Annotated in this window: 18 protein-coding genes; 5 read left to right on the top strand and 13 right to left on the bottom strand. The window is 47.7% G+C overall.

Translation table 11 applies throughout. The features are described from left to right. Positions 1-228 precede the first annotated feature (228 nt). Positions 229-2,862, bottom strand: coding sequence for an alanine--tRNA ligase (alaS, locus tag NIES593_RS12720; RefSeq protein ID WP_073599936.1), 2,634 nt, complete (start codon positions 2,860-2,862; stop codon positions 229-231). Positions 2,863-3,212: 350 nt separating this feature from the next. Here alaS and NIES593_RS12725 point away from each other — a divergent pair, with 350 nt between their 5' ends. Further along, a complete protein-coding gene (locus tag NIES593_RS12725) occupies positions 3,213-5,270 on the top strand; it encodes an FAD-dependent oxidoreductase (protein ID WP_073599937.1) in 2,058 nt (685 codons plus the stop codon). Positions 5,271-5,305: 35 nt separating this feature from the next. Here NIES593_RS12725 and NIES593_RS12730 read toward each other — a convergent pair whose 3' ends face one another. The 3 genes from NIES593_RS12730 to NIES593_RS12740 are packed head-to-tail and all read right to left on the bottom strand — an operon-like array spanning position 5,306 to position 8,859. After that, positions 5,306-5,836: a DUF937 domain-containing protein gene (locus NIES593_RS12730; RefSeq protein WP_073599938.1), complete on the bottom strand. Its 531-nt coding sequence runs from the start codon at positions 5,834-5,836 to the stop codon at positions 5,306-5,308. 57 nt (positions 5,837-5,893) lie between these two features. Beyond that, positions 5,894-7,393, bottom strand: coding sequence for a carotenoid oxygenase family protein (locus NIES593_RS12735; RefSeq protein WP_073599939.1), 1,500 nt, complete (start codon positions 7,391-7,393; stop codon positions 5,894-5,896). Further along, entirely contained in the window at positions 7,390-8,859 is a 1,470-nt protein-coding gene (locus NIES593_RS12740) for a folate/biopterin family MFS transporter (protein ID WP_073599940.1), read from the bottom strand. The genes NIES593_RS12735 and NIES593_RS12740 overlap by 4 nt, the downstream gene beginning before the upstream one ends. Before the next feature lie 398 nt (positions 8,860-9,257). Between NIES593_RS12740 and NIES593_RS12750 the strand changes: the two genes are divergently transcribed. Next, positions 9,258-10,397: a transposase gene (locus NIES593_RS12750; RefSeq protein WP_342747357.1), complete on the top strand. Its 1,140-nt coding sequence runs from the start codon at positions 9,258-9,260 to the stop codon at positions 10,395-10,397. A 145-nt stretch (positions 10,398-10,542) separates the two neighbouring features. On the opposite strand, the gene NIES593_RS12755 is transcribed toward NIES593_RS12750, so the two are convergent. After that, positions 10,543-13,194, bottom strand: a complete 2,652-nt coding sequence (locus NIES593_RS12755) for a TIGR02921 family PEP-CTERM protein (protein ID WP_073599943.1) — start codon at positions 13,192-13,194, stop codon at positions 10,543-10,545. Positions 13,195-13,198: 4 nt separating this feature from the next. Beyond that, complete coding sequence (gene xrtO / locus NIES593_RS12760; RefSeq protein ID WP_073599944.1) at positions 13,199-14,713, bottom strand: exosortase O; 1,515 nt, start codon at positions 14,711-14,713, stop codon at positions 13,199-13,201. A 405-nt stretch (positions 14,714-15,118) separates the two neighbouring features. Between xrtO and NIES593_RS12770 the strand changes: the two genes are divergently transcribed. Then, entirely contained in the window at positions 15,119-16,147 is a 1,029-nt protein-coding gene (locus tag NIES593_RS12770) for an amino acid ABC transporter substrate-binding protein (protein ID WP_073599946.1), read from the top strand. Positions 16,148-16,318: 171 nt separating this feature from the next. After that, on the top strand, positions 16,319-17,491 hold the full coding sequence (locus NIES593_RS12775; protein ID WP_073600017.1) for an amino acid ABC transporter permease: 1,173 nt from the start codon (positions 16,319-16,321) through the stop codon (positions 17,489-17,491). Between the two features lie 12 nt (positions 17,492-17,503). On the opposite strand, the gene NIES593_RS12780 is transcribed toward NIES593_RS12775, so the two are convergent. Genes NIES593_RS12780 through NIES593_RS12795 form a run of 4 tightly spaced genes read right to left on the bottom strand, consistent with a single transcriptional unit; the run spans position 17,504 to position 20,920 of the window. After that, positions 17,504-18,019: a cytochrome gene (locus NIES593_RS12780; protein ID WP_073599947.1), complete on the bottom strand. Its 516-nt coding sequence runs from the start codon at positions 18,017-18,019 to the stop codon at positions 17,504-17,506. An 8-nt stretch (positions 18,020-18,027) separates the two neighbouring features. Continuing rightward, positions 18,028-18,948 carry an AAA family ATPase gene (locus tag NIES593_RS12785; protein WP_073599948.1) on the bottom strand — a complete coding sequence of 307 codons (921 nt, stop codon included), beginning with the start codon at positions 18,946-18,948 and terminating at the stop codon, positions 18,028-18,030. 52 nt (positions 18,949-19,000) lie between these two features. After that, positions 19,001-20,008, bottom strand: a complete 1,008-nt coding sequence (locus NIES593_RS12790) for a bifunctional riboflavin kinase/FAD synthetase (protein ID WP_073599949.1) — start codon at positions 20,006-20,008, stop codon at positions 19,001-19,003. A 24-nt stretch (positions 20,009-20,032) separates the two neighbouring features. Next, positions 20,033-20,920 carry an MBL fold metallo-hydrolase gene (locus NIES593_RS12795; protein ID WP_073599950.1) on the bottom strand — a complete coding sequence of 296 codons (888 nt, stop codon included), beginning with the start codon at positions 20,918-20,920 and terminating at the stop codon, positions 20,033-20,035. A gap of 329 nt (positions 20,921-21,249) precedes the next feature. Here NIES593_RS12795 and acsF point away from each other — a divergent pair, with 329 nt between their 5' ends. Next, complete coding sequence (acsF, locus tag NIES593_RS12800) at positions 21,250-22,326, top strand: magnesium-protoporphyrin IX monomethyl ester (oxidative) cyclase (protein WP_015143951.1); 1,077 nt, start codon at positions 21,250-21,252, stop codon at positions 22,324-22,326. 101 nt (positions 22,327-22,427) lie between these two features. Here the strand turns inward: acsF and NIES593_RS12805 are convergent, their stop codons facing one another. The 3 genes from NIES593_RS12805 to NIES593_RS12815 form a co-directional block, all read right to left on the bottom strand. Then, on the bottom strand, positions 22,428-23,441 hold the full coding sequence (locus NIES593_RS12805) for a DEAD/DEAH box helicase family protein (RefSeq protein WP_073599951.1): 1,014 nt from the start codon (positions 23,439-23,441) through the stop codon (positions 22,428-22,430). Between the two features lie 61 nt (positions 23,442-23,502). Continuing rightward, complete coding sequence (locus NIES593_RS12810; RefSeq protein WP_073599952.1) at positions 23,503-24,681, bottom strand: M20 family metallopeptidase; 1,179 nt, start codon at positions 24,679-24,681, stop codon at positions 23,503-23,505. Beyond that, positions 24,681-25,280: a flavin reductase gene (locus NIES593_RS12815; protein WP_073599953.1), complete on the bottom strand. Its 600-nt coding sequence runs from the start codon at positions 25,278-25,280 to the stop codon at positions 24,681-24,683. Before NIES593_RS12815 ends, NIES593_RS12810 begins: the two co-directional genes overlap by 1 nt. Between the last annotated feature and the right edge of the window lie 302 nt (positions 25,281-25,582).

The raw sequence follows: 25,582 nt of genomic DNA on the forward strand, positions 1-25,582 counted from the left end.
TAAAGAATGTCATCGCGAAAACCTGAAAATTGGTATAACTTACGGACAGGAAATTAATTACAAGAACAGTCGTTGAGAATGGTGCAATATCTCAGTTTTAATGGACTTATGCTGTTAGCCAAGAAATAAATTTCTTGGCAAGATTTTAATGTTTACTGGTTATGGTAAACAAGATATAAAGCTTTAACAATTTGGAGTAAAATAGACAATTATTGCCCACCCTACGAATTACTGCAAGCTTTTAAATAACTGTTTCCTGGCAGTTTCTAACGCTTCTTTCAACTTACTCGGATCGCGCCCGCCAGCTTGAGCTAAATTCGGTCTTCCACCGCCGCCACCGCCACAGATTTTGGCGATTTCGCCGATGAATTTACCGGCCTGTAGCTTCTTGTCTTTATTCACTTTTTGACTAAAAGCAGCAACTAAACTGACTTTACCTTCTTCAGGAATGGAACCTAAAACAACAGCAGCTTCGCCGAGTTTTTGTTGCAATCTTTCGGCAGCAGTTTTCAGCGCATCGGGATCGATATCTCCCATTTCTGCAACTAAAACCTTATACGCGCCGACTGACTCTGCTTGTGCTAATAATCGATCGGATTTTGCGATCGCCAGTTCTTGTTTGACAGCTTCTAATTGCTTGTGAGTCGCTTTTAATTCTGCTTGTAAACTGGTAATGCGATCGCTGATTTCTTCGGGTTTAGCCTTAAAGCGATCGCTCAACTCTCTAACGATTTTATCGCGCACGTTTAAATATTCTAAAACCGCAGGACCGGCAACTGCCTCAATCCGCCGGACTCCAGAAGAAATCCCCGTCTCCGAGACAATTTTAAACAGTCCGATTTCTGCGGTATTTCTCACGTGAGTTCCACCGCACAATTCCATCGAAACGCCAGGAATATCGATGACTCGGACTTGTGCGCCATATTTTTCCCCAAACATCGCGATCGCGCCTTTGGTTTTTGCTTCTTCTAGGGGCATAATAGAAATCTGAGCATCGTGCGCCTCGGCAATCCAAGTATTAATTTGTTCCTCGATTTGTTGTAATTCTTCCTGAGTTAAAGCACGAGGACAGTTAAAATCGAAACGCAAGCGATCGAAGGCGACTAAAGAACCCGCTTGAGAAATCGAATCATCGACGATCTTTTTAAGTGCTGCTTGCAATAGGTGGGTTGCGGTATGATTGGCTTGGGCGCGACGACGACAAGCGCGATCGATTTGTGCGGTGACGGTATCGCCTACCTGGATAATACCCCGTTCGACGCGACCGAAATGAACAAAGAAATCCGATTCTTTTTGGACGTCTTCAATACGGATTAGTAAATTATCTCCAGTGAGATAACCTCTATCGCCAATTTGTCCCCCAGACTCCGCATAGAAAGGCGTTCGATCGAGAACGATCTGAACTTGCTCTCCTGCTTCTGCCGCTTCGACGGTTTTTCCATCTACTAAAACAGCTTCGACTCTGGCAGTCGATTGAGACTGAGTATAGCCAACAAATTCAGTCGAATGAATGTGTTCTGCCAGTTTATCTAGGCTACCTTGTACGGTGAGGTCGATGGTTTTGTGAGATTCTCTGCCGCGTTGGCGCTGTTTCTCCATTTCCCTCTCAAACCCTTCTACATCGACAGTTAAACCGTTTTCTGCGGCGATTTCTTGGGTTAGTTCTAAAGGAAAGCCATGGGTATCGTATAACGTAAAGGCATCTTCGCCAGAAATCTGTTGCTTTTCTTTCTGGACAATTTCTGTGAGTAGTTTTTCTCCTTTTTCGATAGTTTTGAGGAAAGCGGACTCTTCTCGTTGCAGTTGACCTTTAATGTCTTCTTCTGTTGCGATAACGTTAGGATAAACATCTTTAGCCAGCGCGATCGCAACTTCAGCAACTTGAGGTGTAAAAACGCCTTCGATTCCAACTAAACGCCCGTGACGCACAACTCGACGAATGAGGCGACGCAATACATAACCGCGACCGATATTCGATGCGCTAATCCCATCGGCAATCATATGGACTACGGCGCGAATGTGATCGCCAATGACTTTTAGAGATACTTTGGTTTTCTCGTCTGCTTTTGAATAATCAATCCCTGCAATTTCCGCCGCCGTTTTAACGATGGGGAAAATTAGATCGGTTTCATAGTTATTGGGGACTTGTTGCAGGATTTGCGCCATCCTTTCTAGTCCCATTCCCGTGTCGATGTTTTTGCTTTGTAAGGGAGTGAGATTTCCTTGTGCATCGCGGTTATATTGCATGAACACCAGATTATAAAATTCGATGAAGCGACTGTCGTCTTCTAAATCGATGTTCTCGTCTCCTAATTCTGGGTGAAAGTCGTAATAAATTTCCGAACAGGGACCGCAAGGACCTGTGGGACCAGATGTCCAGAAGTTATCGTCTGCCCCCATGCGCTTGATCCGGTGGGGAGGAATGCCGATTTTATCGCGCCAGATAGCAAATGCTTCGTCATCTTCTTCAAAGACGCTGGGAATAAGACGTTCTGGTGGCAATCCGAAAACTTCAGTAGACAGTTCCCACGCCCAAGCGATCGCCTCTTCTTTAAAATAATCCCCAAAGCTAAAGTTGCCCAACATCTCGAAAAAGGTATGATGTCTGGCAGTGCGTCCCACATTTTCGATATCGTTGGTACGGATGCATTTTTGGGAGGTGGTGGCGCGAGGGTAGTCCGGTGTCTTTTGACCGAGGAAAATTGGTTTAAACGGTAGCATTCCAGCGATAGTCAGCAATACCGTCGGATCTTCTGGAATGAGAGAAGCGCTGGGTAAGATTTTATGCTGTCGCTGCGCATAGAAGTCTAGAAATTTTTGTCGGATTTCGCTACCGCTAAGATACTTGGGCGTATAAGACATTGGCTTTACAAGTCAAGAGAATTCCTGCAATATCTACTATTTTGGCACTTGTGCAAAGGTTGGAGAGAGGCAACGGAAAAGTTTAACCCTATCTAAGAGGACATCCCCAAAGTCCATTTTGTCATTCTGGGTGCAGGAGAGCGTAACCAAGAATCTATGATAGTTGGTGTACTTAGATGTTTCGCTTCGCTCAACATGACGTTTTATACTTTTGGGACGACTTGTAAGAAAATCGGCAATTTTTTCGCAATCTAAATTGCATTAATTTAGGGAACGGGAATCGGGAAAAAGCGATCGATGAGTACTGAAGATTCGATAATAAAGTATGAAACATAGATAATTGCTAGATAATGTTGAAAAAGATTGTCAGTCATTGGTGGCGGAGTGTTATTTCCATTCCCGTGAGTCTAATTGTTTGGGAATCCATGTCTCCCCTAACTCTTGCTGCACCGCCGAGAAATCCCGACCAAACGGTAGAATGCGATATCTTGGTTGTTGGCAGCGGACTAGCGGGAACGGCAGCAGCTTATGAAGCCTTATTGAAAGGAAAAACCGTTTGTTTGACAGAAATTACCGACTGGGTGGGAGGACAAATTTCTTCTCAGGGAACTTCTGCCCTAGACGAACGTCAAACCCAGCGGGAACGTCTCTTCTATCCTCGCGGCTATCTAGAATTAAGAAAGCGGATCGAAAAGAAATACGACAAACTCAATCCTGGCGATTGTTGGGTTAGCGAATCCTGTTTTCTTCCTAGCGACGGTCATCAACTATTGATGGAACAATTACAGGATGCCGCCCGCAAAGGCAAAGGAACGCTGAAATGGTATCCGACCACCGTTATTAAAGAGTTAGAGATCGGCAAAGTCCCGAATGGAGGAACGGGAGAACAAATTAAGGGCGCGATCGCGATTCAACATAGCCCTGCCGAAGGCGCACCGCCTCTCAATAGCGAACCCCTCTCAAAAACCATTGAAGATGCCTATCGCTACGAAGATTCTCCCCGCTTCAAAAAAACCATCGTTCGCTTCGTTCCCAAAGCTTCCAACCAACAAAAACCCGCTGACTGGTACGTTATCGAAGCAACTGAAACCGGAGAAATCGTTGGTCTAGCAGATGTTCCCTATCGCTTGGGCATCGATCCTCGTTCCTATCTAGAACCCTCCTCCTCTAGCGCGACTGCCGATCCCTATTGCACCCAGGGATTTACTTACACCTTCGCCATGGAAGCGACCGAGGAATCGCAAAAGCATGAGATGCCTCCATTTTATCTCCAGCACGCCCCCTACTTCAGTTATGAATTAGAACGTCTAGCCAACTTCAATTTAGTTTTCACCTATCGACGCATTTGGAGTCCCCAAGAAGGACAATCGGAAACATTTGGCGGCGTGACCTTTGATGCTCCCACGCCTGGAGATATTTCCATGCAAAACTGGACGTGGGGCAACGATTATCGTCCGGGAACCTCTCAAGATAATCTCATTTACACCCGCGAACAACTCAAAGCAACCGGACAATTAAACCCCGGCGGTTGGATGGGAGGATTGCGGACAGAAACCCTCCGCAGAGGTGAAGACCACGCCTTGGCATACTTTTACTGGCTGGTAATGGGAACGACCGATTCTCAACTGGGAGATGGCGTGAAAAAACCCAATCCCAATAATCGTTTCCTCGCAGGATTAGATTCTCCTATGGGAACGGCACACGGTTTGTCTAAGTATCCCTACATGCGCGAAGGACGGCGAATTTTAGGAAGACCTTCCTATGCCTATGCAGATGGCTTCTCGATTACAGAAATCGATATTTCCCGCCGCAACTACCAAGATGACTACTATCGCCAAACCCTATCCCCCGAAACTTATCGTCGCCTGCAAGCGACTTTAGCAGGATTAGAAGGATTAGATGTCATTGGCGGCAAGGTTTCGCCCGATGCCGTCAAGCGGCGCAAGCGTTCTACTATTTATCCCGATTCGGTGGGAATCGGTCACTACGCGATCGATTTCCATCCCTGTATGACTCAATTACCCCCAGAAGCCCCCGGAAATACGGAACGAGAAGGAGAACGTCGAGGCGCAGGACAAGCTTATCCCTTCCAGATTCCCCTGCGGGCGATGATTCCCCAGAGAATCGATAATTTGTTAGTGGCAGGAAAAAGTATCGCTGTCAGCCACATTGCCGCAGCAGCCTATCGAGTCCATTCCTTTGAGTGGTCGTCGGGGGCGGCGGCTGGTATAACAGCAGCGTTTGTGTTAGATGATGGCAAAATTTTGCCCTATCAGCTAGTTGACCAAACCCCTATTATCAAAGAGAGAAAATTACTCGAACTCCAGCGCGTATTGAACGAAAGCGGCAATCCAACTGCTTTTCCCGATACTTCAATCTTTAATGAAAATTGGGATGAGTGGCAGTAGCTGGGGATTGGAATGTTGTCCCAATCCCCCATCTCTTAACGATTCAGAAAGCGGCTGGCAAACGAAAGGGCATCTCCGATATCGACATCTCCGTCGGAATCGCTATCTAAAAAACTGCTGAGTACCGAATTCCCCGCAGGCGAACCAGAGGCGGCACCAGCCTGCCTGCCCGATTGCAACAAGTTCAGGATCGCTGGAACGATGAGTGGCAGCATAGATTGAATAGTATCCGCGTTTAAACCAGTTTTTTGGGCGGCATCTTGGGCGATGTGTTGCTGCTGTTGCGGGCTAAATAAGGCTTGCACGGCGGCTGGATTTGCCTGCGTGCCGCTAAATTGGTCGAGGATGGCTGATATTTGTTGGCTACCGCCTGTTGCCTGTTGCTGCTTGAGTGAGGAACGAACATAATTGCCGACAACCGATGTAACGGTTTGGGCAACGGAGGGATCGACCCCTTTACTACTAGCGAGTTGTTGCACTACACCTATAATCTGACCGATTTGGTCGGTGCTGGCTTGTTGATTGGGATCGTTAATGGCGTTGATAACCTGGTCAAAAAGTCCCATAATCTCCTCGATTTTAGGTTTCTTCCGAATGATACTAAAAATATTTGGGTATTTAGTCTAATTCCCGAAAGTTGATGAAGTCCAACTACCATGCAAACCGTAGGGAATATGATGCTTCAGATGCACTCGCGCAAGGGGAGCTTTATTTAAATCTTGTCCGTCTAGGATGATTACATCCGAGCGATGGCGACTGGAATCGTAAACCAGAGTTAGCACCCAACCTTCATCGTCCGCTTTAGCATCGGGTCGAGGAACGAAAATCGGTTCGCTAATATAGCCTTTCGGTGCAAACGAGTGAAGTTGACGTTCTCCGGTTTGCCAATCGATTTTAAGAATCGCTTGTAGAGGGGCATTGCCCGTAGCATCGTGCGCTGCACCAAGATACAGATAGCGATAGGAACGCCCCACTTTATCGGGATGAACGGCTGGAAACTCGCAGCAACGACTTTCTAGCATTTGACGCTGCACTTTTCCATCTTCGAGGTTTAGGGTAAATCGCCACAGTTGTCCTGGTGCGAGGGCATCAAAATCTACTTCTTTGTAGCTAACATCGGGATTGACCTGGGGTAAAGACTCGTAGCAGATCGAGTCAATGCAGATGCGATCGCCCAACTCAAACGCATTTGCATGATGAAACACAAAACCTGACTGCGTTTCAAACGTTTTTACTTCTTGATAAGGTGCAGTCCGAGGAATAACGATAATACGAGTCGATCGCCCCGGTTGAAATTGGACGCATTCTCCCGCACCCCGAAATCCAAATAGAAAGGGAAGGGGATTAAACATCACTGGATTTTGAAAGAAAATGCAGTAGTGCGGCGTAATAGCAAAATCGTGCATAAAGGAAAAGCCGGGAACGCTGTGGGCGTGGCGGCGCAGAAGTTTGCCCTGGGGATTGAATTCGTAGATGGTAATCTTACTCGAAAGCCCCGTTTTCACCGAGAAATTGACCAAACAGGGTTCGCCCCCATCCGCTTCGCAACTGGGATCGATGCAAGGATGGGCAGAAAAAGCATCTCCAGGTTCTAAAACTCCATCCAAAAAGTCCAGTCCCAACGTTTCCAGGGTCGCGGGATCTAAGCGATAGGGTTCGGCAGCTTCCCACAGAGCAAGTAATTTATCCTCCCAGTAAATAACGTTAGTGTTGGCGATATTTTTAAGTTTGAGATCGAAGGCATTGCCCAACCAGCCGCCAGGTTTTTGGGTGCCGAAAACGCCGCGATACAAGATCTTCCCTGCTTTCCGTTCGGCGACATAACCTTCTGTACGGACGAAGCGGTTGCGAAAATGGACGCGACCGTTTTGAAAGGTCATAGCGCATACCATTCCATCGCCGTCAAAGGGATGTCGAAGGGGAGTCCCGTGAATATCGAGCAATCCGGGTCCGTTGCGAAATAGCGTTCCTTCTAGATCGGCAGGAATTTCTCCATCAATGTCATCAACCCAATAGCTGTATTCGTTGGGCTGAGATTCGTATCCTTTTTGCCAGTCTTGACGGTTGTAAGATTTTTCAGATGAATTGCCAATTGTGAATTGTGAATTGTGAATTGCCGTCATCTGTCTTCTTTGGTGGTAACGAATTCTGGAACTAAGTCGGGCATAAAAGGCTGTTCTACGATCGCGCCTGTCGCATGATGTTCGTAGACTTCTGCTAGTGGTAGGGAGCGATTTATCGAACCTTCAGCAGTCGATTCTTGCGGGTCGCCTTTTGGCAGCCAGCGGATCAAGGGTAAGGGAAGGAGAGTCGAGAGATTAGTAATTAATACCAACAACCACAGCTTATCGAAGTTATTTTCCGTGACTCCCAACCAGTGAGTAAGTATAGCTCCCAGTTCTTGAGATAATAAGCCTGAAAGATTCCAAACCGACATCAGCAAGGCAAACAGGGAGGCTTCTATGCCAGGAGGACACAGGCGTGCCGAAAGCACCAGAACGGGCATGAAGGCGATTTGTCCGATGACGGTGAGGATTAGGCTATCTCCCAAACTGAACCAGCGATCGTCGATGCCCAAAGCGCGGTTAGCATGCGTCACTAGAAGCAGGCTGGTCATTCCCAACAGGGTAGAAATAACGATGCTCCAGCCCAAAATTTTCCGAAACGGAACGGTTTTTAAGAAGCGTTGAAATAGCCAAACTCCCAACAGAGTAGCCAGACTGGTAACGAGGCGCACGCGCCCTAAAAATTCCGGTTCAAAACCGAGTTCGTTGGTTGTAAAAAAGAAAAAAGCCGAGTCAGCGCTGGGAGTCGCTTGCCATAGGAAGATAAAAGCAGTTGGCAAGAGAATGGATTTTTGGGCGATCGCTCCCCACAATTGCTTGATTTGGTGCCGTATGCCCGGCGTTTCCGTTGCCTTCTCAGATTCAGAGCGATCGCGGCGATTGACTTTTTCTTCAGCAATTAACCAGGCTACGGCAGAGACTAGCAGCGGAAAAGTGGCAGTAATGCCAAAGACAGTCCGGCTGCTAAAATGCTCTAGCAGCAACCCGCTCAAGTAAGCAGTCACCAATCCGCCCAAGGCTGAAACTCCCCAACTGAGCGATTGCAGAGAACCTGCTTGCCCCAGAGATTCTTTCCTCGCCCGTTCTACTACCAGGGAATCGACAATTACGTCGCTAATGGCAATAGAGAGGGAAGCCCCTAGAATCGCTGCCGTCGCCGCCCAGGGGCTGTTGACGACCGTCGCTAGCGCTCCCCAGGCAAGTGCGCCTAGAATGCCCGAAAAGACGAGATAAGAGCGCCGACGATAGCCGAACAACGGCAAGCCATCAGAAAGAAAGCCAAAAACGGGTTTGATCGTCCAAGGAAGGGCTGCAACACCTACTAAAGCTGCCACTTGAGCGGGACTAAGACCCAGGTCATCTTTGAGAAAAAAGCTGACTGCTAAGCGTGACAAGCCAAGAATTCCCTGAACGAAATAAACGCACAAGATGGCAATCAACTCAGGGGTTGGCTCGTTGCCAAAAAGAACTTTATTTTTCAAGAAGGTTTTGAATCGCTCTGATTGAGAATCGGAAACAACCATGAATATTGTTAAAGATTTATTACTTTTTATATCATAGATAACTTTACTGGGATTGTCTGTCATTTATCCCTGACTGACTGTTGCGAACTCCCAAAAATATCTTTTTGTTAATTTATGGTTGCTAAAGATGCTTCTTCCTTTAGATAGATTGCGAGCGCTAGATTATTTGAAGCGGTATTTTAGGCAAAATTTAGTTAATTTAATTTTTTATTTTACAATGGTTCGGACAATTTTGAGAAAAAAGGACAAAAAAAGCTATCCATCGGATAAGGTAAAAGTGTTGAGCAATTACCGAAAATGGATAGCATTAAGACAATTATACAAAGCCTACTGGTTTCAGTGGGCGATTTAGCAAACCCCAACAGAAATTTCTTTTAACCTTATTTTCGACTCTTATCATCGTTTGTGGACGAGCAAATTTCACCAACCTAAGTCGTTACAGCCAGCTTAATGAGCGAACCTATAGAAGACAATATCAACGCTCGTTCAACTTTATGAAGTTCAATGAAGAATTGATTAGACAAGCCATCCCACCTCAATCTCAAACAATCTTAGCAGTAGATTGTTCGTTCATTCCTAAAAGTGGAAAACACACTTATGGTCTGGATTACTTCTATAACGGCAGTGCTGCCCATAGCGAAAAAGGGTTGGAAATCTCGGCAATGGCAGTAGTAGATGTAACTAACAACATCAGCTACAGTCTAAGCGTTCAGCAAACGCCAGTTACTCAATTGGTCAAAACAACTTCATCTTCCAAGAAAACCGAACAATTGGAAATGACGAGAATTAATGACTATTTGACACAACTTGAAGCAACTTGTCCTTATCTTCCCACTTCTGTGCGCCATGTAGTCACCGATGGCTTTTACAGTAAAATCAAATGGGTTGATGGAGTTAAACAACTCAAATTAGAGGCAATTGGAAAATTACGTCGCGATGCCAATTTACGTTATCTCTATCAAGGTAAATATTCTCGAAGAGGTAGACCTCGTAAATATGCTGGCAAAGTTGATTTAAGTGATTACAGCAATTTTGAGCTAGTCACTCAACTTGCAGATGATGTAAATTTATATACTGCTGTGGTCTGGTCAATCAGTCTCAAGCGTCCTATTCGTCTTGTTTACCTACTTAAAAATTCTGGTTCTCATGCGAGCAGTTATGCGGTTTTGTTCTCCACTGACCTCGAACTAGATGCTTACTCGATCTATCTCTATTACAAGGCTCGTTTCCAAATTGAATTTTTGTTTCGTGATGGTAAGCAGTTTACTGGTTTAGCTGATTGTCAGGCTCGCGATCTAACTAAACTCGACTTTCATTTTAATAGTTCGTTGACGGCTCTTAATCTAGCTAAATTGGATGCTGTTGGACAACATGATTGTGACACAAATTTGATCTTTTCGATGGCGAGTTATAAAAGACGTGCCCTCAATTATCATCTTCTCGAACGATTTATTCAACAGTTAGATTTAGAACCAACTTTAATTAAATCCCATCCCAACTACCATAGCCTTTATGACTACGGAACTATCACTGCTTAATTTTGTCCGAACCATTGATTTTAAAGAGATTAAAAAGATTATTTCTGGAATATGAATGTTTTTAGGAGAGAATTCTAAATGTACTCTCTCCTATCTCCCGCACGGGCAGATTTGAAACCCGCCCCTCTTGTTAAATCCTCGTTACTCAAGCACTATCGCATCCCCTCTGCTGCTTCTGACGCTGGTAGACAAACCAGAGACAGATCGCTCCCGCAATCATCAGTAACCATTCGGCAGGTTCGGGAACGGCTGAGATAGTATTCAAAGAGCTAGGAGAAGGTAATTGTTGGTCTTCAATTTCTCGCTGAAAGCGATCGCTCCTCTGTTCTGCCTGCCGTAGGGCTTCTTGCTGGCGATCGTTCACCAGCACGATCGCCGATGAGTAGGGAGTCACGATTTCATACTGCTTTGCGATCGCGTGGATAGCATCTAACTCCCGAACGTCATCGGGTTTGGTCGTTCGGCTCAAGTGCGCGATCCACTGTCGCGCCGCAATGGGACTGAATCCCTCGACTTGAGACGATGGTTCGCTTGTCTCCTCTAAAAACCAGGCATAGCCATCGACTAAGTTGATGGCAGACTCGCCCAAGCTAGGTTGCGTACCCAGTCGCCGCACGATCTCTTGAACTTGAGTCGCAACGCCGCCGCTACTATCCTGGATGGCTTGAAGCGTCGCATCGTCATAAGCGGGTTGGAGTCCGCCCAGATGGACTAGCCACAGAGGAGCTGGCATTTGTAAGACCGATTTGCTATCTTGAGTCAGTTCGTAGCTACCCGAATCCGTGAGAAATAGAATAGCATCGTAAGCCCTATCGCCGCGCAAAGCCAAAAACTGCTCCAGCATTTCTTTAGGTTGCAGGGTTCCATAGAAGGTTGCTTTATTCGCCGCGAATTCTTGCAAGCCATCCAAACGTTTGGGTTGGGCTGGTTTGGTTGCCGTTAGATAAAGATCGGCTTGGTTGTTTTTCAGGACATTTTCCTTGAGCCAGCGGAAAGTCTCAACAGTTTGCTGACGATGGCGATTCATGCTGTACGAACCATCGAGGATGATGGCAAACCGCTGATTTTGAGGAAGGCGATAGGAGGAAGCGAACGGTTTTGCTAGAACGCGATCGCCATCGGGTAAAACGACTTCGTGGCTAACAGCTTGCACGTTTTTTGCGCTCAGAGTCGCGGGCAGCCAGCGATCCCCAGCTCCAACCGTCTTGCCATCGACAATTCGCTTCGTCTTGGATGTCCAGAAGATATTGCGCCGTTCGAGGAGTTCGGGCAACGCCCAACCCGAATCTTGCTTCAAGACTTTGTAAGTCAACCATAGATGCATTTCCCCCTGTCCTAACGGTGGAATGGGAAAGGCGCGGAGTCGGTATTGATGGGGACCAACTTGCTCTAGGAGAGCCGGATCGACGCGACGGCTGACTTCATTGTTATAAACCTCTTGAGCCGCACCGCGCGGAGCAATTTGAAAGACGTATCGCTTGGCGCGATCGCTTGTTTCGCCCAACCACACGCCCGTAACGACAGCGCTTTCGGGCAAGGAAAAGTAGTAGAGAATTTCCTCTTGGTCAAGGGTCTGGTTGCGATAGACTTCGTAAAGTTCCACATCTGCCCAGTTCCCTTGAGGTTTGACGGTAATTTCCTGCTGGGCTAACCAAACCCGCTCCTCGTTAATGTCTAACAGTCCTGCCTTTGCCTCGCCTCGGTTGAAAGTAGACTGAAGCGCCTTCTGAATTGCCGTTAGCTCTCCGCGCATAATCGGCGTATCGAAAAACTGGGCATAAAGTTCGGCTGCTTTTGCCTCGTCTGCTTCGGTTCCCTGATAGGCAAAGGGAGCAGTCAAGGCACTGTAGAGATTTTGTAGGTTTTGGGCAGAGCTGTCGGAGAAAGCAAAGGTGTTACGGTAGATGTCGTAGATGTGGCGATCGCTCCTAAACCAAGGATAGCGGTATTTCGCTAGGTAGGCGTTCAGCAATCCCCGTCGAATCGCCTCCGATTTTTGCACTAACGCTTGGCGAGCTTGTTCGGTTTGCGAGGGAGTTTGCAGCAAAGCAAATGCTTGGTGTTGGGGCTGATGCGCGACAGCAATGAGAATTCCCATCCATCCCGCTAACACGGCAACGATAAATCCCCCTACTAGAAAATTGCCGTGGCGGTTGGCAAGTTGTTTTAGGTTCTGCTTCCAGGCTAGCAAGTAAGCGATCGCCATTCCAAATGGTAGCGTGCCAAATCCAATCGTTATAATGCCAAGGGGAAACAGATACAACAAAATAATCAGGATAACGAGGATAAAGCTAATGAAGGGCACTGCATAAAATGCAGATAGTGTCAAGAGGTAAAGAGCGATCGCTAGCATCACCGTCTGCCCTGCCAGATGCCACCAGTTAGCATTGCTAGAGTTGGAACCCCTCGCGCTCAAGAGCCAGTGGGTAAACGCAAGCGTCCCTAGCAGCCCACTCGTCAGAAATACGGTTGTGAAGGGCGTTAAATCGCGCAACCAGAAAAAGCGAGCCAGACATAGAATCAATAGCGGTGCTTCTACGCCGTAGAACAACTGGAATAGGGATATCGATCGCTTTTGTTTTGGGATTGCTCCGATCGCGGTGCAGGTGGTTGGAACTCCCACCAATCCGACGAAGGGAATCAGGAAATTCAAGGGGACTTTTCCGGCGATCGCATCGGCGATAATGGCAGGTGCTAAAAAGGGTAAGAATCCCAGATAAACGATTAACAGCAGCGAGCCGTTGAACAGCCAGAAAAGAACGCGAGAGAATTCATTAGATTGAGTTGGCGAGTTCATCGGTTTATTCCTCCAAACGGCGATCGATAGCCTGGTTAAGGCTGGCAATGAGGGTTTGCACTGCCGAATCGTCGGGGCGGCTAGCGCGATCGAACAGAACCGATGCCATCACCCAGATCGGTTCCCGACGGTTCATTTCTCCCCACAGACGAGCGAGATATTCATCGGTGGTTCGCTCGGATGACTGAAACCAATAAGCAGCCGATCGCTCGCCGTTATTCAGCGATAACCAGCGTCCGAGCGTGTCGGAGGCAAGCTGCCGTCGCTCCATTTTATCGACCTGAAACCCGCTCCCAAGCAAGCACAGTTCGGGCGAGTGGTGCGCTTGCCAAGTTGGGCTAGATACCAGGATCGCCGAGCCAGACAGCCCTCGCACCTCAAACCGCAGTTTGCGAGCCTCTACGCCTGGATAGTCCTGAAAAAAATCTCGCTCGTAAGGACTCAGCGAGATTTCCTGCGTTACGATTGACGATGGCAGTTGCAAGTCTGCCAAGGTTAGCGATCGCGCCGCGATCGATGGAGGCTGGGGCAGCAAAGTCAGCGCGAGAACGCAGATCGCGACGAGAGCTTGAGGAACTAGGGATTTAAAATTTTTCTGTCTCTGAATTCTCGATACTTCCTCAGTTCGTTTTTCCGATCGCTGTTTGGGCACAAACCGCAGCAATCCCCACGCCAACAAGCAACAGGAAAGAAACCCCATTAACCCCAAAGGAATATGTAGCATATTGGCAATTTCTGGCTGTTTTAGTCCATCGACGAGGATGACTAACGCTAGCACTCGCACGATGTTGGCAAGCATTAAAGAGAACAAATTGGCGATGCCGACCAACAGCCAGCGGATATCGATGCGACGACCTTCTAACCAGGTCAGTGCCAGCAGGAAGAGGGTTCCTATCCACAAACTTCTCAACCCGCTACAGGGCAGATCGACTTGGGAAATGCCATTCTCCAAAACGATGATGTCTTGGGAAGAAAGGGCGGAAACGTTTGCTCTTGCCAGGATAAATTCAACGGCACGAGCGGTAAGCATGCGGACGGGAAAACCCAAACCCGTGCCGAACTTAATGCAGAACGGCAGGAGGGTTGCGATCGCGACGGCGATCGATAATCTTTTCTGCCAGATCGCGCTATCCAAAAACAACCCCAATAGACCGTAACTGCCCAGAATAAAACAGATCGCTGGCAACCGATCTAAGTCGAGAAACCAGCGAAAAGCATTGGCGGCGATCGCGCTGCCAAACATCAACGCCAGGGGCAGGGGACGCAGCACGGGGACTGCTGACCAACGAAGAAGCTGTTGGCGGTGCCGTATCCCTTGCACGATAAAAAATAACCCCGCTAATCCGAGCAGGATGAGGTTAAATAAACTCATCTCCCGAACTGCCCTTGTAAACCATTGCAGCGTCGGCAAGTTTAGATAAAGCCAGCTCAGCGCGATCGCGCCACTGACTGCGATACCACTCCACAGCCTGCGCCCCGAACTGGCATTGCAGCCAATCGAGCTTTCTTCATTCGTCATAATACTCCTCGGCGGTTATTGCCAAAACCGTTGCTTAGATCCAAATCTGCTAATTTTTTTGGTTTTCTGCCACCCTTCTTATGCAAAACTCAGGTAGATAGTAAAAGCAGAAACTCGAACTTGTATCGTCCCAGACTTTAAGAGACAATCTTCGCAATAGCGATCGAATAAATAAATGTCCGATAACACCGATCTTTTAATCTATCTCCACCAGCAATCTGAGGCTGTATTCCTAACTGCACAACCTATTCCCAGAATGAGGAGGGCATTCATAGGAGCCTCCCGACGGCTAATCGAGGGCGTTAAGCGAGTTCAGCATATTTCTATATTAGATTGGCTAAAAGCTAGTCTCTGTAAAGATTTGGCAAAGATTATGGAGGCGGCGCTCCTCGCCGAAATTTCTCGATGAAGAAATGGCGTTTTCTATTGGCAACCTTGCTGCTTGTCTCTTCCCTGAGTGCTTGTGCAGGGAGCGAAGCAGAGAGTGAAAGTCGCTTGGAAGTCGTGAAAAACCGAGGAACTCTCATCTGCGGAATCAACGGAGACGTTCCGGGATTCAGCTTCGTAGATGAAAAAGGTGAATACTCCGGTATGGATGTCGATTTATGTCGTGCCATTGCTGCGGCTTTGTTTGACGACCCTAAAAAAGTCGAATTCCGTACCGTCAGCGCCCAAGAACGATTTACGGCGGTACAAACAGGAGAAATCGACCTACTCAGCCGCAATACGACTTGGACGATTAACCGAGATACAGCCGTTGGCATGGAATTTGGACCGACGCTCTTTTACGACGGTCAGGGGATAATGGCTGCTAAAGCAAGCGGCATAACTGAAGCAAAAAACTTAGAAGGAAAATCTATCTGCGTTCTTTCTGGAACGACGACGGAACAAAACTTAGCAGATTGGTTGCGATCGCAGGGGGTAAAGACTTATACTCCCGTTACCTCCGATAATGACGATGCTCTTTTTACCGCTTACGAGCAAGGACGTTGCGAAGCCGTTAGCGCCGATCGCTCCAAACTGGTCAGTCGGCGCACCCTGCTGCCCAAACCAGACGAGCATGTATTGCTAGACGCGGAGATTTCAAAAGAACCGTTGGGACCTGCGGTTGCCGATGGCGACTCACAATGGTTTGATGCGATTAAATGGATTACCTATACGCTTATCCAAGCGGAAGAATTTGGCATTAACTCTCAAAACTTGTCCAAATTTCAAAATAGTCAAGATCCCAACATCAGACGTTTTCTGGGTCTCGATGAAAAACTGGGCCAAGAGATGGGATTGCCCAATGATTTTGCCTCTCGCGTCATCAGGCACGTTGGCAACTATGGCGAAGTCTACGATCGCAACATCGGCAAACCTTTCCAGCTAGAACGCGGACTCAATAACCTCTGGACAAAAGGCGGACTCCTCTATTCGCCACCCTTCCGTTAGGAGAGTGTGGGGAGTGGGGGGACTTCTGAGACGGGGAGACAAGACCAACCACTCACTACTAACTACTATCGACTAACTAATCACCACTAATAATCCAAAATCCGCCGTTCTCCTTGAAGAGGTTCAAGGAGCATGCGGCGGCTTCGCCAAAATCTAAAATCCTTTCATCCAATGACCAATGACGAAAAAATTCCTTTTTGGCGAGACGATCGCTTCCTAAAAATCCTCGTTCAGGTAGTAATCGTCTTCATCGTCGTTACTATCTTCGTTATTGCGGGAAATAATCTCGCTCGTAACTTTCGCCGCAGGGGTTTAGATTTTAGCTTGGCATTTTTGCTCGATGCCAATCGCCCTGCTTCTTTTAAAATTGGCGATTCTCTCATCCCATACAGTCCTACAGACCCCTACTTTCGTGCCCTTTTGGTAGGTTTGCTCAACTCGCTACGAGTGATGGTAAGCGGGATTATCCTTGCCGCCATCCTCGGCATTACCGTTGGCATAGGCAGATTATCGGATAATTGGCTAGTGCGAAAAATTGCCGCCGTTTATGTAGAAACATTTCGCAATACGCCCCTGCTATTGCAACTCTTTTTCTGGTATTTTGCCATTTTCTTAAGATTGCCGAAAATTGACAATCCACTCGTCGTTTGGGATTCCATTTTTCTCACCAACCGAGGAATGCAGATTCCTTTTCCGTCTGGAAACTTACAGACTTGGCTATCTTTAGGATTTCTGGTTTTGAGCGCCATTTTGGCCGTTATTATCTGGCGCAAACAAACCCAGGCAATTGTAAGTCAAGGGTCGTCAGGACGAGCCTTTCAAGTGGGATCGATCGGAATCGCGATCGCTGCCATTTTTACCCTAATTTTCGGTCTTGATTGGCAGCAACCTCAATTCGATCGCGCCACTAATAGTATTGAAGGAGGATTGAGCCTTTCTTCGGAATTTGCCGCCTTGACGTTCGGACTGACGGTTTACACGGCGGCATTTATTGCAGAAGTGGTTCGCGCGGGGATTCAGTCGGTAGGCAAAGGGCAATGGGAAGCAGCGAGGGCATTAGGACTAAAACCCTCTCTAATCATGCGTTTGGTCATATTTCCCCAAGCCTTGCGGGTCATGATTCCGCCCCTAACCAGCGAATTTCTCAACTTAGCCAAAAATTCTAGTTTAGCGATCGCCGTTCTTTACAGCGATATTTACGCGATATCTTACACGATTTCCAATCAAACGGGAAACGCCGTAGAAATGTTGCTAGTCGTTATGGCGACCTATTTGATTTTGAATTTAATGATTGCTTCGCTCATGAACTGGTTCAACCGCTCGGTACAAATAAAGGAAAGATAATCGATATTGATATTATGGTGCGTCTTGCCATTCAGGAGTCAGGGTACGATAGTCAAATTGAGCCACTCCTGGATGACATTTAACGCAAGTGTCGGCAGTAACGGGTTCGGAGAATTGAACTCTCGGATGAAGTGCCTTGAAATAACGAGATTGCTCTATCAGCAAAGGAACGGGTTCGTTCGTTGTTAAGGGACGGGAATAAGCACTCAAGTAATCCCAGATTAGAAGTTGCGTAATCCTAATCAAATTCGTCAGCGATCGACCGTAATGGTCTTCAGGGTTTTCTAGAAGTTGTTTCCAGGTTTCCGTTGGCATAACTTCTGGAGGAATGGCGATATGACAGCCAGAGCAATTTTCTAAATATAAATCTCGTCCGTTTTCGTAGCGACTGGGAATCGGATCGAGGGCAAATGCCATCCCCCACCCCAGTCCGACGCACCACAACGCGATCGCCAATAACAAAATGAACGGCGAAAGAACCTTTGCAGTTTTGTGTCGAATCCGTTTTTGTCGAACTAAGTTGAACATTTGTTGTTTCAAGTGGCAACGATTTCCACCGGGATGGTACGCAGCAACCTTTCGACAATTGTCTTGGCTTGTCGTCCGCCTGCGGGAATCAGACGGTGCGACAAAACGTGAGGTGCCAGCAATTTAACATCATCAGGAATAGCATAATCTCGTCCCTCTAGGAAAGCCAGTGCCTGAGTTGCCTTTTGTAAAGCGACGGTGCCTCGCGGACTTACTCCTAATGTAATTTCGTCATCGCTGCGGGATGCTCGCACCAAATTGAGCATATATTTCTGTAAATCTGCGGTCACTTTGACCTGACTGACGAGATGTTGTAATTCTAGAACGTCTTCTAGGGAAATGCAGGGTTGCAGTTCGTCGCTGCTAATTCTCTGGCGTTGTTTTTGCAACATTTGCAGTTCTTCTTGTTCGGTCGGATAGCCCAGACTCAGAGAAATAGTAAAGCGATCCATTTGTGCTTCTGGTAAGGGAAATGTCCCTTGATACTCGATGGGATTCTGTGTGGCAATGACAAAAAAAGGTTGGGGAACGGGACGGGCTGCGCCATCTACCGTCACCTGTTTCTCTTCCATCACCTCTAGCAAGGCGGACTGGGTGCGGGGAGTTGCTCGGTTGATTTCATCGGCGAGCAAAACGTTAGCAAAGGCAGGTCCCGATAGAAATTCGAATTCTCTCGTGTTAGGATTCCAAATATTCGTCCCCGTAATATCGGTTGGCAGCAAGTCTGGGGTACATTGGATGCGCTGGAAACGACCGTTAATCGATCGCGCTAAGGATTTCGCCAGCAGAGTTTTACCTACCCCAGGAACGTCTTCCAAAAGGGCATGACCGCCACTCAGCAGGGCGACTAACACTAACCGAATCGCATTCGCTTTTCCGACAATCGTGCGACTTAGGTTTTCGGTCAGCGTGTCAATTTTTTCTCTCATAGGAATCGTCAAATTTAATATTAACTAACTTTCCCGATTCCCCTGCCAGATTTCACGTCGATCGCTCAAGAATTTTTCTAGCTAAGTCGCAGTCGAAAGCAATTTGGGCTTTGAGGGCATCGATTGAAGGAAATTTTTGTTCGGGACGCAGAAACTTTTCTAAGCTTGCGGTAAGGGTTTTCCCATACAAATTCCCTGCCCAATCGAGTAGGTGTACTTCAACAGTCGGTGTATTGCCAGCTACTGTCGGACGGCAGCCAATATTCATCACACCTTTGATTGAGGACTGGGTAATAATATTCTCCCCCTCTCCTTCCAGGAAAACTTTGACACAATAAACCCCATAGCGGGGTAACAATTTTGTGGGGGGAAGTTGTAGGTTAGCCGTCGGAAAGCCAATCGTTTTGCCTAGCTGCTGTCCCTTTACGACCGTTCCCATAAGAGTGTAGGCACGCCCCAACATGCGGTTGGCTCGATCGATGTCTCCTTCTGCTAGGGCTTGGCGGATCGCAGAACTGCTGATGCGGAGAGTGGGTTGCTCGCTTTCATTGCCTTGACAGGTTTGGAGGGAGGTAATGACAACTTCTACGCCAAATTTCGCCGCGATCGCTCTTAAATCTTCTGCCGTTCCTGCCCGTTTGTGCCCGAAGCGAAAATCTTCTCCGACGCTAATCCGAGTCGCCTGTAACTGCCGCATTAAGATTTCTTCGACAAATTGTTGCGGACTCAAGGCAGCCAGTTCGCGATCGAAGGGCAACAAAACTAACTGTTCTACGCCTAACTGTTCTAATAGCTTAACCTTTTCTGGGAGTGGCGTTAGCAGTTGTTTGCTCTGTCCGGTAAAAAATTCCTGGGGATGGGGGTTAAAGGTAACTACTGTCGCATAAGGACACTGGCTATCTCTGATAACTTTTCGAGCAGAAGCCGGACAACCAATGACAGCCGAAGCCTGTAAAATTGGCTGCAAAACTTTCTGATGCCCTCGGTGAATGCCGTCAAAATTGCCAAGGGCGATCGCGCTAGGCGTTAAAACTTTATCGGTCGAAGATGTTACCCACACGCTTTACATTTTGACACAATTTAGTCACCGATCGTTGGTGATTTGTTTTGGAATCGAAAATCTTTTAGTTGTTTCCATCAACTCAATCGATAGACCTTCCCGTGCCAAAATGGTATTCGGATAAGCTAGAGCGGCTTGTTCGCCGAGGCGATCTAAAAAATCGTCGTTGTGGGAGGGATCGTGATGGAAGAGAATCAACTGTTTCACCTTGGCAGCTTTGGCGATTTTTACGGCTTCTTGCCAAGTTGAATGTCCCCAACCGACTTTGCTACATTTGTCATCGTAATATTCTTCGTCAGTGTAAGTCGCATCGATAATGACCGCATCGGCTTCGCGAGAGAGCCAGAGAACATTCTCGTCAAGGCGATCGGGGAAATGTTCCGTATCGGTGATGTAGGCGGCTGAAAGTCCTCTCCAATTGACGCGATAGCCTACTGCTACGCCGGGATGGTTGAGTCTGGCCGTTTCAACAACTAGCTCGCCAATTTTGATAGTTTCTCCGATTTCGAGGTCATAAAATTGCAGATCTGCTTGCATGATTTGCAAGGGGACGGGAAAGTTGGGATGGAGCATTTGATCGTGGAGGCGTTGTTCGATCGTTGCCCCATTGGGAGCAGGAATCGCATAAATCCTGAAACGATTGCCTTTAACAAACGCTGGTACAAAGAAGGGAAATCCTTGTATGTGATCCCAGTGAGTGTGAGTAAAAAATAAATGCGCTTGCACGGGCATTTTGGCAAGCATAGATTCGCCCAAAACTCGCAGTCCCGTACCGCCATCAAAAATGAGACGTTCGCCCCCTACCTGCATTTCTATACAAGAAGTATTGCCGCCATATCGAACGGTATCCGTTCCCGGACAGGGGATACTTCCTCTAACGCCCCAAAATTTGATGTGAAATTGGTTCTGCATTGTTGAGTTTCTGGGTTTAAAAATTGCTGTTTTAATCTTTCATTAGTCAGACTAACAAGAAAATAGGGGGGTGTCAGAGAATTCGCTCAATCTCTAGCCGCGATCTCAGTCACCTCAAAATTTTGTCAAGGTTTTAGCTAGTTTTTTTAACAAAATTTTATATTGTGTTGTAACTCTTAATGAAAAGCCGCTTAATTCCTCGTCTAGACCTTGGTAGACTGAATTCTAGCCTCGCATAAGACAATTTAGACTTACCCAATTGTGAGGAATTCAAACCTCGCTAAGCCACCAGGCAGCCCAATCAAAGAAAAAAGCACTATAAACAAGCCATGGTCAATACCCTCAAAAAACCAGAATTTGAAGAACTGCGTCCGGGAATCAAAGTCCCTGCCAAAGAAACAATCCTCACGCCTCGGTTTTACACGACCGATTTTGAAGCGATGGCGCAAATGGATATCTCTGCCAATGAGGACGAGTTGAGAGCGATTCTAGAAGAATTCCGCGCCGACTATAACCGCCATCACTTCGTTCGGGATGAAGAGTTTAATCAATCTTGGGATCGTATCGATGGGGAAACTCGCCGCTTGTTTATTGAGTTTTTGGAACGATCTTGCACGGCGGAATTCTCTGGTTTTTTACTCTACAAAGAATTAGGACGGCGGTTAAAGGATAAAAATCCAGTCCTAGCAGAGTGTTTTACGCTGATGTCGCGAGATGAAGCCCGTCATGCTGGCTTTTTGAATAAAGCCATGTCGGATTTTAAACTCTCGCTGGACTTGGGATTTCTGACCAAGAATCACAAGTACACCTTCTTTAAGCCTAAGTTTATTTTCTACGCCACTTACCTATCCGAAAAGATCGGTTACTGGCGCTATATCACTATTTATCGCCATCTAGAGCAGCATCCAGAAAATCGGATCTATCCGATCTTCCGCTTTTTTGAAAACTGGTGTCAGGATGAAAATCGCCATGGAGATTTCTTCGATGCGATCATGAGATCGCAGCCCGATATTTTGAATGATTGGAAGGCAAGACTGTGGTGCCGTTTCTTCCTGCTGTCGGTATTTGCGACGATGTATCTCAATGATATTCAGCGTGCTGACTTCTACGCTTCTATCGGTTTAGAAGCTCGGTCATATGATAAGTACGTGATTGAGAAAACCAATGAAACGGCAGGGCGAGTTTTCCCAGTCATTCTGGATGTAGAAAATCCAGAATTTTACGATCGCCTAGAGATTTGCGTTAAGAATAACGAGCAATTGCGGGCGATCGATGAATCTAGCAGCCCCAAATTCTTAAAACTGTTGCGCAAGCTACCTTATTTCGTCTCCAACGGTTGGCAGTTCCTGAAGTTGTATTTAATCAAACCCATTCGGGTTGACTCCTTAGAGGGAACGGTTCGCTAAAATCCCACAACTTTCCCATCGATCTGGCTCTGCGTTGGGCAGAGCCATTTTTCTATTGCATCCCGACTACGACAATAACCGGATGGTAAAACCTGCCCCTATTAAAGGGCTAACTTAACTTTGAGAATTTGCGTTAGTTCGGGTACAGATTTGCGATCGCTAAGCGTCAAAGCTTTGACTCCTGAGAGTTTTTCTACCAACTCCACCCCTGCTGTCGTGCTGGTGGCTATTCCACTAATCAAATCGGGAGTTAAACCAAAACTGCGGCTAACTCCGACGACTGCATAAGGATCGGACGCGCACAGCACGGTACAGCGAATCTGCTCTTTCAATTCTTCTAATACGACAGAACCGTTATAAGGCTCGAAAGGAGAGGCTCCCGCTTCTGCGACGACTACATCGGGGTTTTCAGTTGCGATCGCACTCAGCAATTTGCGTACGCAGACGCGAAACTCTTCGGGAGGAACGATAGAAGACGGAAGACCGACATCGACGAAATCGAAGATTTTATCGGCTCCAGCATCGCCCATTGACAAAATATCGCGGTAACGCCCAGCTCCTGTTAACTTCGCACCAACTACCTTCAGATCCATGCGCTTGAGCTGATGGATAATAGCCCTTGCCGTCGTCGTTTTTCCGGCTGACATCGATGTGCCGACAATAAGAATTGTCGGACAATTATAGGGAAGTACTGGCAGGTTAGAAACAAAATCTTTCATGCAGACTTTTTGCCCATCTCGAAGGACGTGACCTCGGTACAGTAGAGAGGTAAGCGGGGCTAGCAGGAAAGACTTAGAAGTGACTCGCCCGAAAAGTCCTGCTGTGGTCATGTTCTCCATGCGATCGTCGGATTCGATCGATTGCCAGTCTCCTACCGCTTCCAAAGTCGCTCGACGAATTCCAAAAGCACCGATAATTAAGTCTCCTTCCAGCAAATACGCGATGCGTCCGTTAGTTAACTCAACGCTTGAGGACTGGTACACCGGAGGAATGACTTCTCCGACGACGTAATCTCCCGTCGCCCATTGATACCGAGGCAGAGGGCAAACCGAAAAGGGACGGGATTCTAGATCGGAGATCCGGGACAGAGAAGCAAAGAAGTATTTGTCAGACATTGTTTTTCCTCCGATTGCTAGGGAAAAGAGAAAATCCTACACTAATCCCCAGCACTAATCATCAATCGCTAATTGCTGGCTCTAACAGCAGTCGCGATAGGAGTGCGGCTCGTTCTACCAGCCGATCCAAGTAGACAAACTCTCCTGGCGAATGGGCTGCATCGCCCACTGCGCCCAGACCATCCAGGGTGGGTGCGTAAAGGCTAGTTGTATTGCCGTCGGAACCGCCACCAGCGGTTTCTTCCTCAAGCTGCCATCCCAATTCGGCGGCGACTTGTTGCGCTTGCTGCCAGAGTTTTTGGTTGCCTGGGGTTCTCTCCATTGGCGGTCGTCCAATACGACCTTCGATGATGAGTTGCGTGCCCGGAGTGGTCGGTTGCAATCCCAGGATGGCTCGTTCGATTTCCCTGGCATCTTCTTGATGCAGAACTCGCACGTCTACAACAGCTTCGCTTTCGGGAGCAATCACGTTGGGGCGAATCCCTCCGTCAATCGTACCGACGTTGACTGTAATGCCTCGTTGTGGGTCGTTAAGGGCGAATAACTTCTGAATGACAAAGGATAGCTCTAGGATAGCGCTAGCCCCCCTCTCCGGCTCTAAGCCGGCATGAGCTGCTTTGCCAACGACGCGAATGGTAAACCGACCGACGCCTTTGCGACTCGTTTTTAGTTTTCCCATCGGACCGAGAGATGGTTCCATGACGAAAACGCGATCGCTGGTTTTTGCCAACCGTCGGATATAGGGAGTCGATTCAATGCTGCCGATTTCTTCGTCGGAGTTGATAAAAATGACGGGGGCAACTTCCGGTTCGAGTCCTTGCGCCCGAATGGCTGCGATCGCAGCCAGACTCAGAACCAATCCGGCTTTCATATCATAGGTTCCGGGACCGTACAGTTTGCCTGCCTTTTGCAATAGGGGCATCTTGTCTAGGGTTCCCAGGGGCCAGACGGTATCGCAATGTCCCAGCAACAGTTGCGTCGGCTGATTTCGTCGGCGATCGCGCCCAATGGCTAATAGGTGTCCTCCCGTCCGACGACCGGGAAGGCGACGGACGCGATAGTCTAGTTTTTGCAAAGCTCCCTCAAGCAGTGCCAAAACTTGCTGTTGTGCCGCCGGATCGGTCGAAGGAGATTCGGCTCTTACCAATTTTTCTAGCAGTTCGACTGTCTCCTGCTGGCGGCGGTGGAGGTAGTCGAGCAGCCGCCGAGACATTTGAGGCGATCTTGTATTCGCGAGCATCATCGCTTGAAACCAGAATGGAAAGGAAAAGAAAAACTGCGCTCGACCGTTGCGTAGCGTCCCGGCGGAAGATATACCAGTAGGGGCATTTGCACTAGGAGATCGCCGTCGTCGCGATCGGACAACCGCGCTCCCTCTTCCCGAACGCGAGCCGCTACGATCTTGCCGGCAATTAAACTATTCTCCCCAAACCCGTCTACAATTCGGTCTAGTTCGCATTCTAGGAATAGATAGGCATTTTGGAAAAATACTCCATCGATAACGGAAGCGGGAAAGGTTGGTAAGGCAGACAGGGAAGGCTTAGAATCGTCGTCGCAGCGAGGAGCAGCAGCTAGACTTGCCAACACCACGCGATCGGGTTGCGGGAAGCTAACGGTAAAAGCTCGCTCGCGGCAAACGTTTTGATAGGTGTGGTGGCGAGGGGTGCACATAAAACCAAAATAGTTTCCCCAGCCCAGCGGCATCGCCATGTGTTTGGGGGCAAGGTCGTAGCCGCCTCCTTCTTCCCGCGTTCCAATGAGAACTAGGGGAGCAACGGAAAAGAATCGCTCCCATACGGGTTGAGAAAGATCGAGGTCGATGAGTCGCTCAAAATTCATGGGATCTTGACATTTAAGGGTTGAGTAAATCTTTTTGCCATTTCGCGATCTCAGAAAAATTAGCCTCCTACCTCAATTATCGTTCGCGCTCTGTCCAAACGACCGAGCAGTTGACTATTTGTAAAGCTTGTAGTACTGGCATGCGAGCGAATTTGTGGTTCGGTTTGATTGGGGCTCAAAAGCTTTCAACGTTCTATTAACTCTTACGGGATCGCCATATCTTTGAAATACTGTCGCGATCGCCTCTTTGTGAAAGAGCCAACCCAAACAACAGAGGCACTAGACTGGTTGACGAACGCCAA

Source organism: Hydrococcus rivularis NIES-593 (genome assembly GCF_001904635.1).
Lineage (GTDB): Bacteria > Cyanobacteriota > Cyanobacteriia > Cyanobacteriales > Microcystaceae > Hydrococcus > Hydrococcus rivularis.

Bases quoted from the DNA above. Each gene is read 5' to 3' on its own strand.
- NIES593_RS12770 (WP_073599946.1), top strand. From the start codon at position 15,119: ATGAAGAAATGGCGTTTTCTATTGGCAACCTTGCTGCTTGTCTCTTCC.
- NIES593_RS12805 (WP_073599951.1), bottom strand. From the start codon at position 23,441: ATGTCTGACAAATACTTCTTTGCTTCTCTGTCCCGGATCTCCGATCTA.
- NIES593_RS12735 (WP_073599939.1), bottom strand. From the start codon at position 7,393: ATGACGGCAATTCACAATTCACAATTCACAATTGGCAATTCATCTGAA.
- NIES593_RS12740 (WP_073599940.1), bottom strand. From the start codon at position 8,859: ATGGTTGTTTCCGATTCTCAATCAGAGCGATTCAAAACCTTCTTGAAA.
- NIES593_RS12785 (WP_073599948.1), bottom strand. From the start codon at position 18,948: ATGAGAGAAAAAATTGACACGCTGACCGAAAACCTAAGTCGCACGATT.
- xrtO (WP_073599944.1), bottom strand. From the start codon at position 14,713: ATGACGAATGAAGAAAGCTCGATTGGCTGCAATGCCAGTTCGGGGCGC.
- NIES593_RS12725 (WP_073599937.1), top strand. From the start codon at position 3,213: ATGTTGAAAAAGATTGTCAGTCATTGGTGGCGGAGTGTTATTTCCATT.
- acsF (WP_015143951.1), top strand. From the start codon at position 21,250: ATGGTCAATACCCTCAAAAAACCAGAATTTGAAGAACTGCGTCCGGGA.
- NIES593_RS12815 (WP_073599953.1), bottom strand. From the start codon at position 25,280: ATGAATTTTGAGCGACTCATCGACCTCGATCTTTCTCAACCCGTATGG.
- NIES593_RS12775 (WP_073600017.1), top strand. From the start codon at position 16,319: ATGACCAATGACGAAAAAATTCCTTTTTGGCGAGACGATCGCTTCCTA.
- NIES593_RS12810 (WP_073599952.1), bottom strand. From the start codon at position 24,681: ATGCTCGCGAATACAAGATCGCCTCAAATGTCTCGGCGGCTGCTCGAC.
- NIES593_RS12730 (WP_073599938.1), bottom strand. From the start codon at position 5,836: ATGGGACTTTTTGACCAGGTTATCAACGCCATTAACGATCCCAATCAA.
- NIES593_RS12795 (WP_073599950.1), bottom strand. From the start codon at position 20,920: ATGCAGAACCAATTTCACATCAAATTTTGGGGCGTTAGAGGAAGTATC.
- alaS (WP_073599936.1), bottom strand. From the start codon at position 2,862: ATGTCTTATACGCCCAAGTATCTTAGCGGTAGCGAAATCCGACAAAAA.
- NIES593_RS12755 (WP_073599943.1), bottom strand. From the start codon at position 13,194: ATGAACTCGCCAACTCAATCTAATGAATTCTCTCGCGTTCTTTTCTGG.
- NIES593_RS12780 (WP_073599947.1), bottom strand. From the start codon at position 18,019: ATGTTCAACTTAGTTCGACAAAAACGGATTCGACACAAAACTGCAAAG.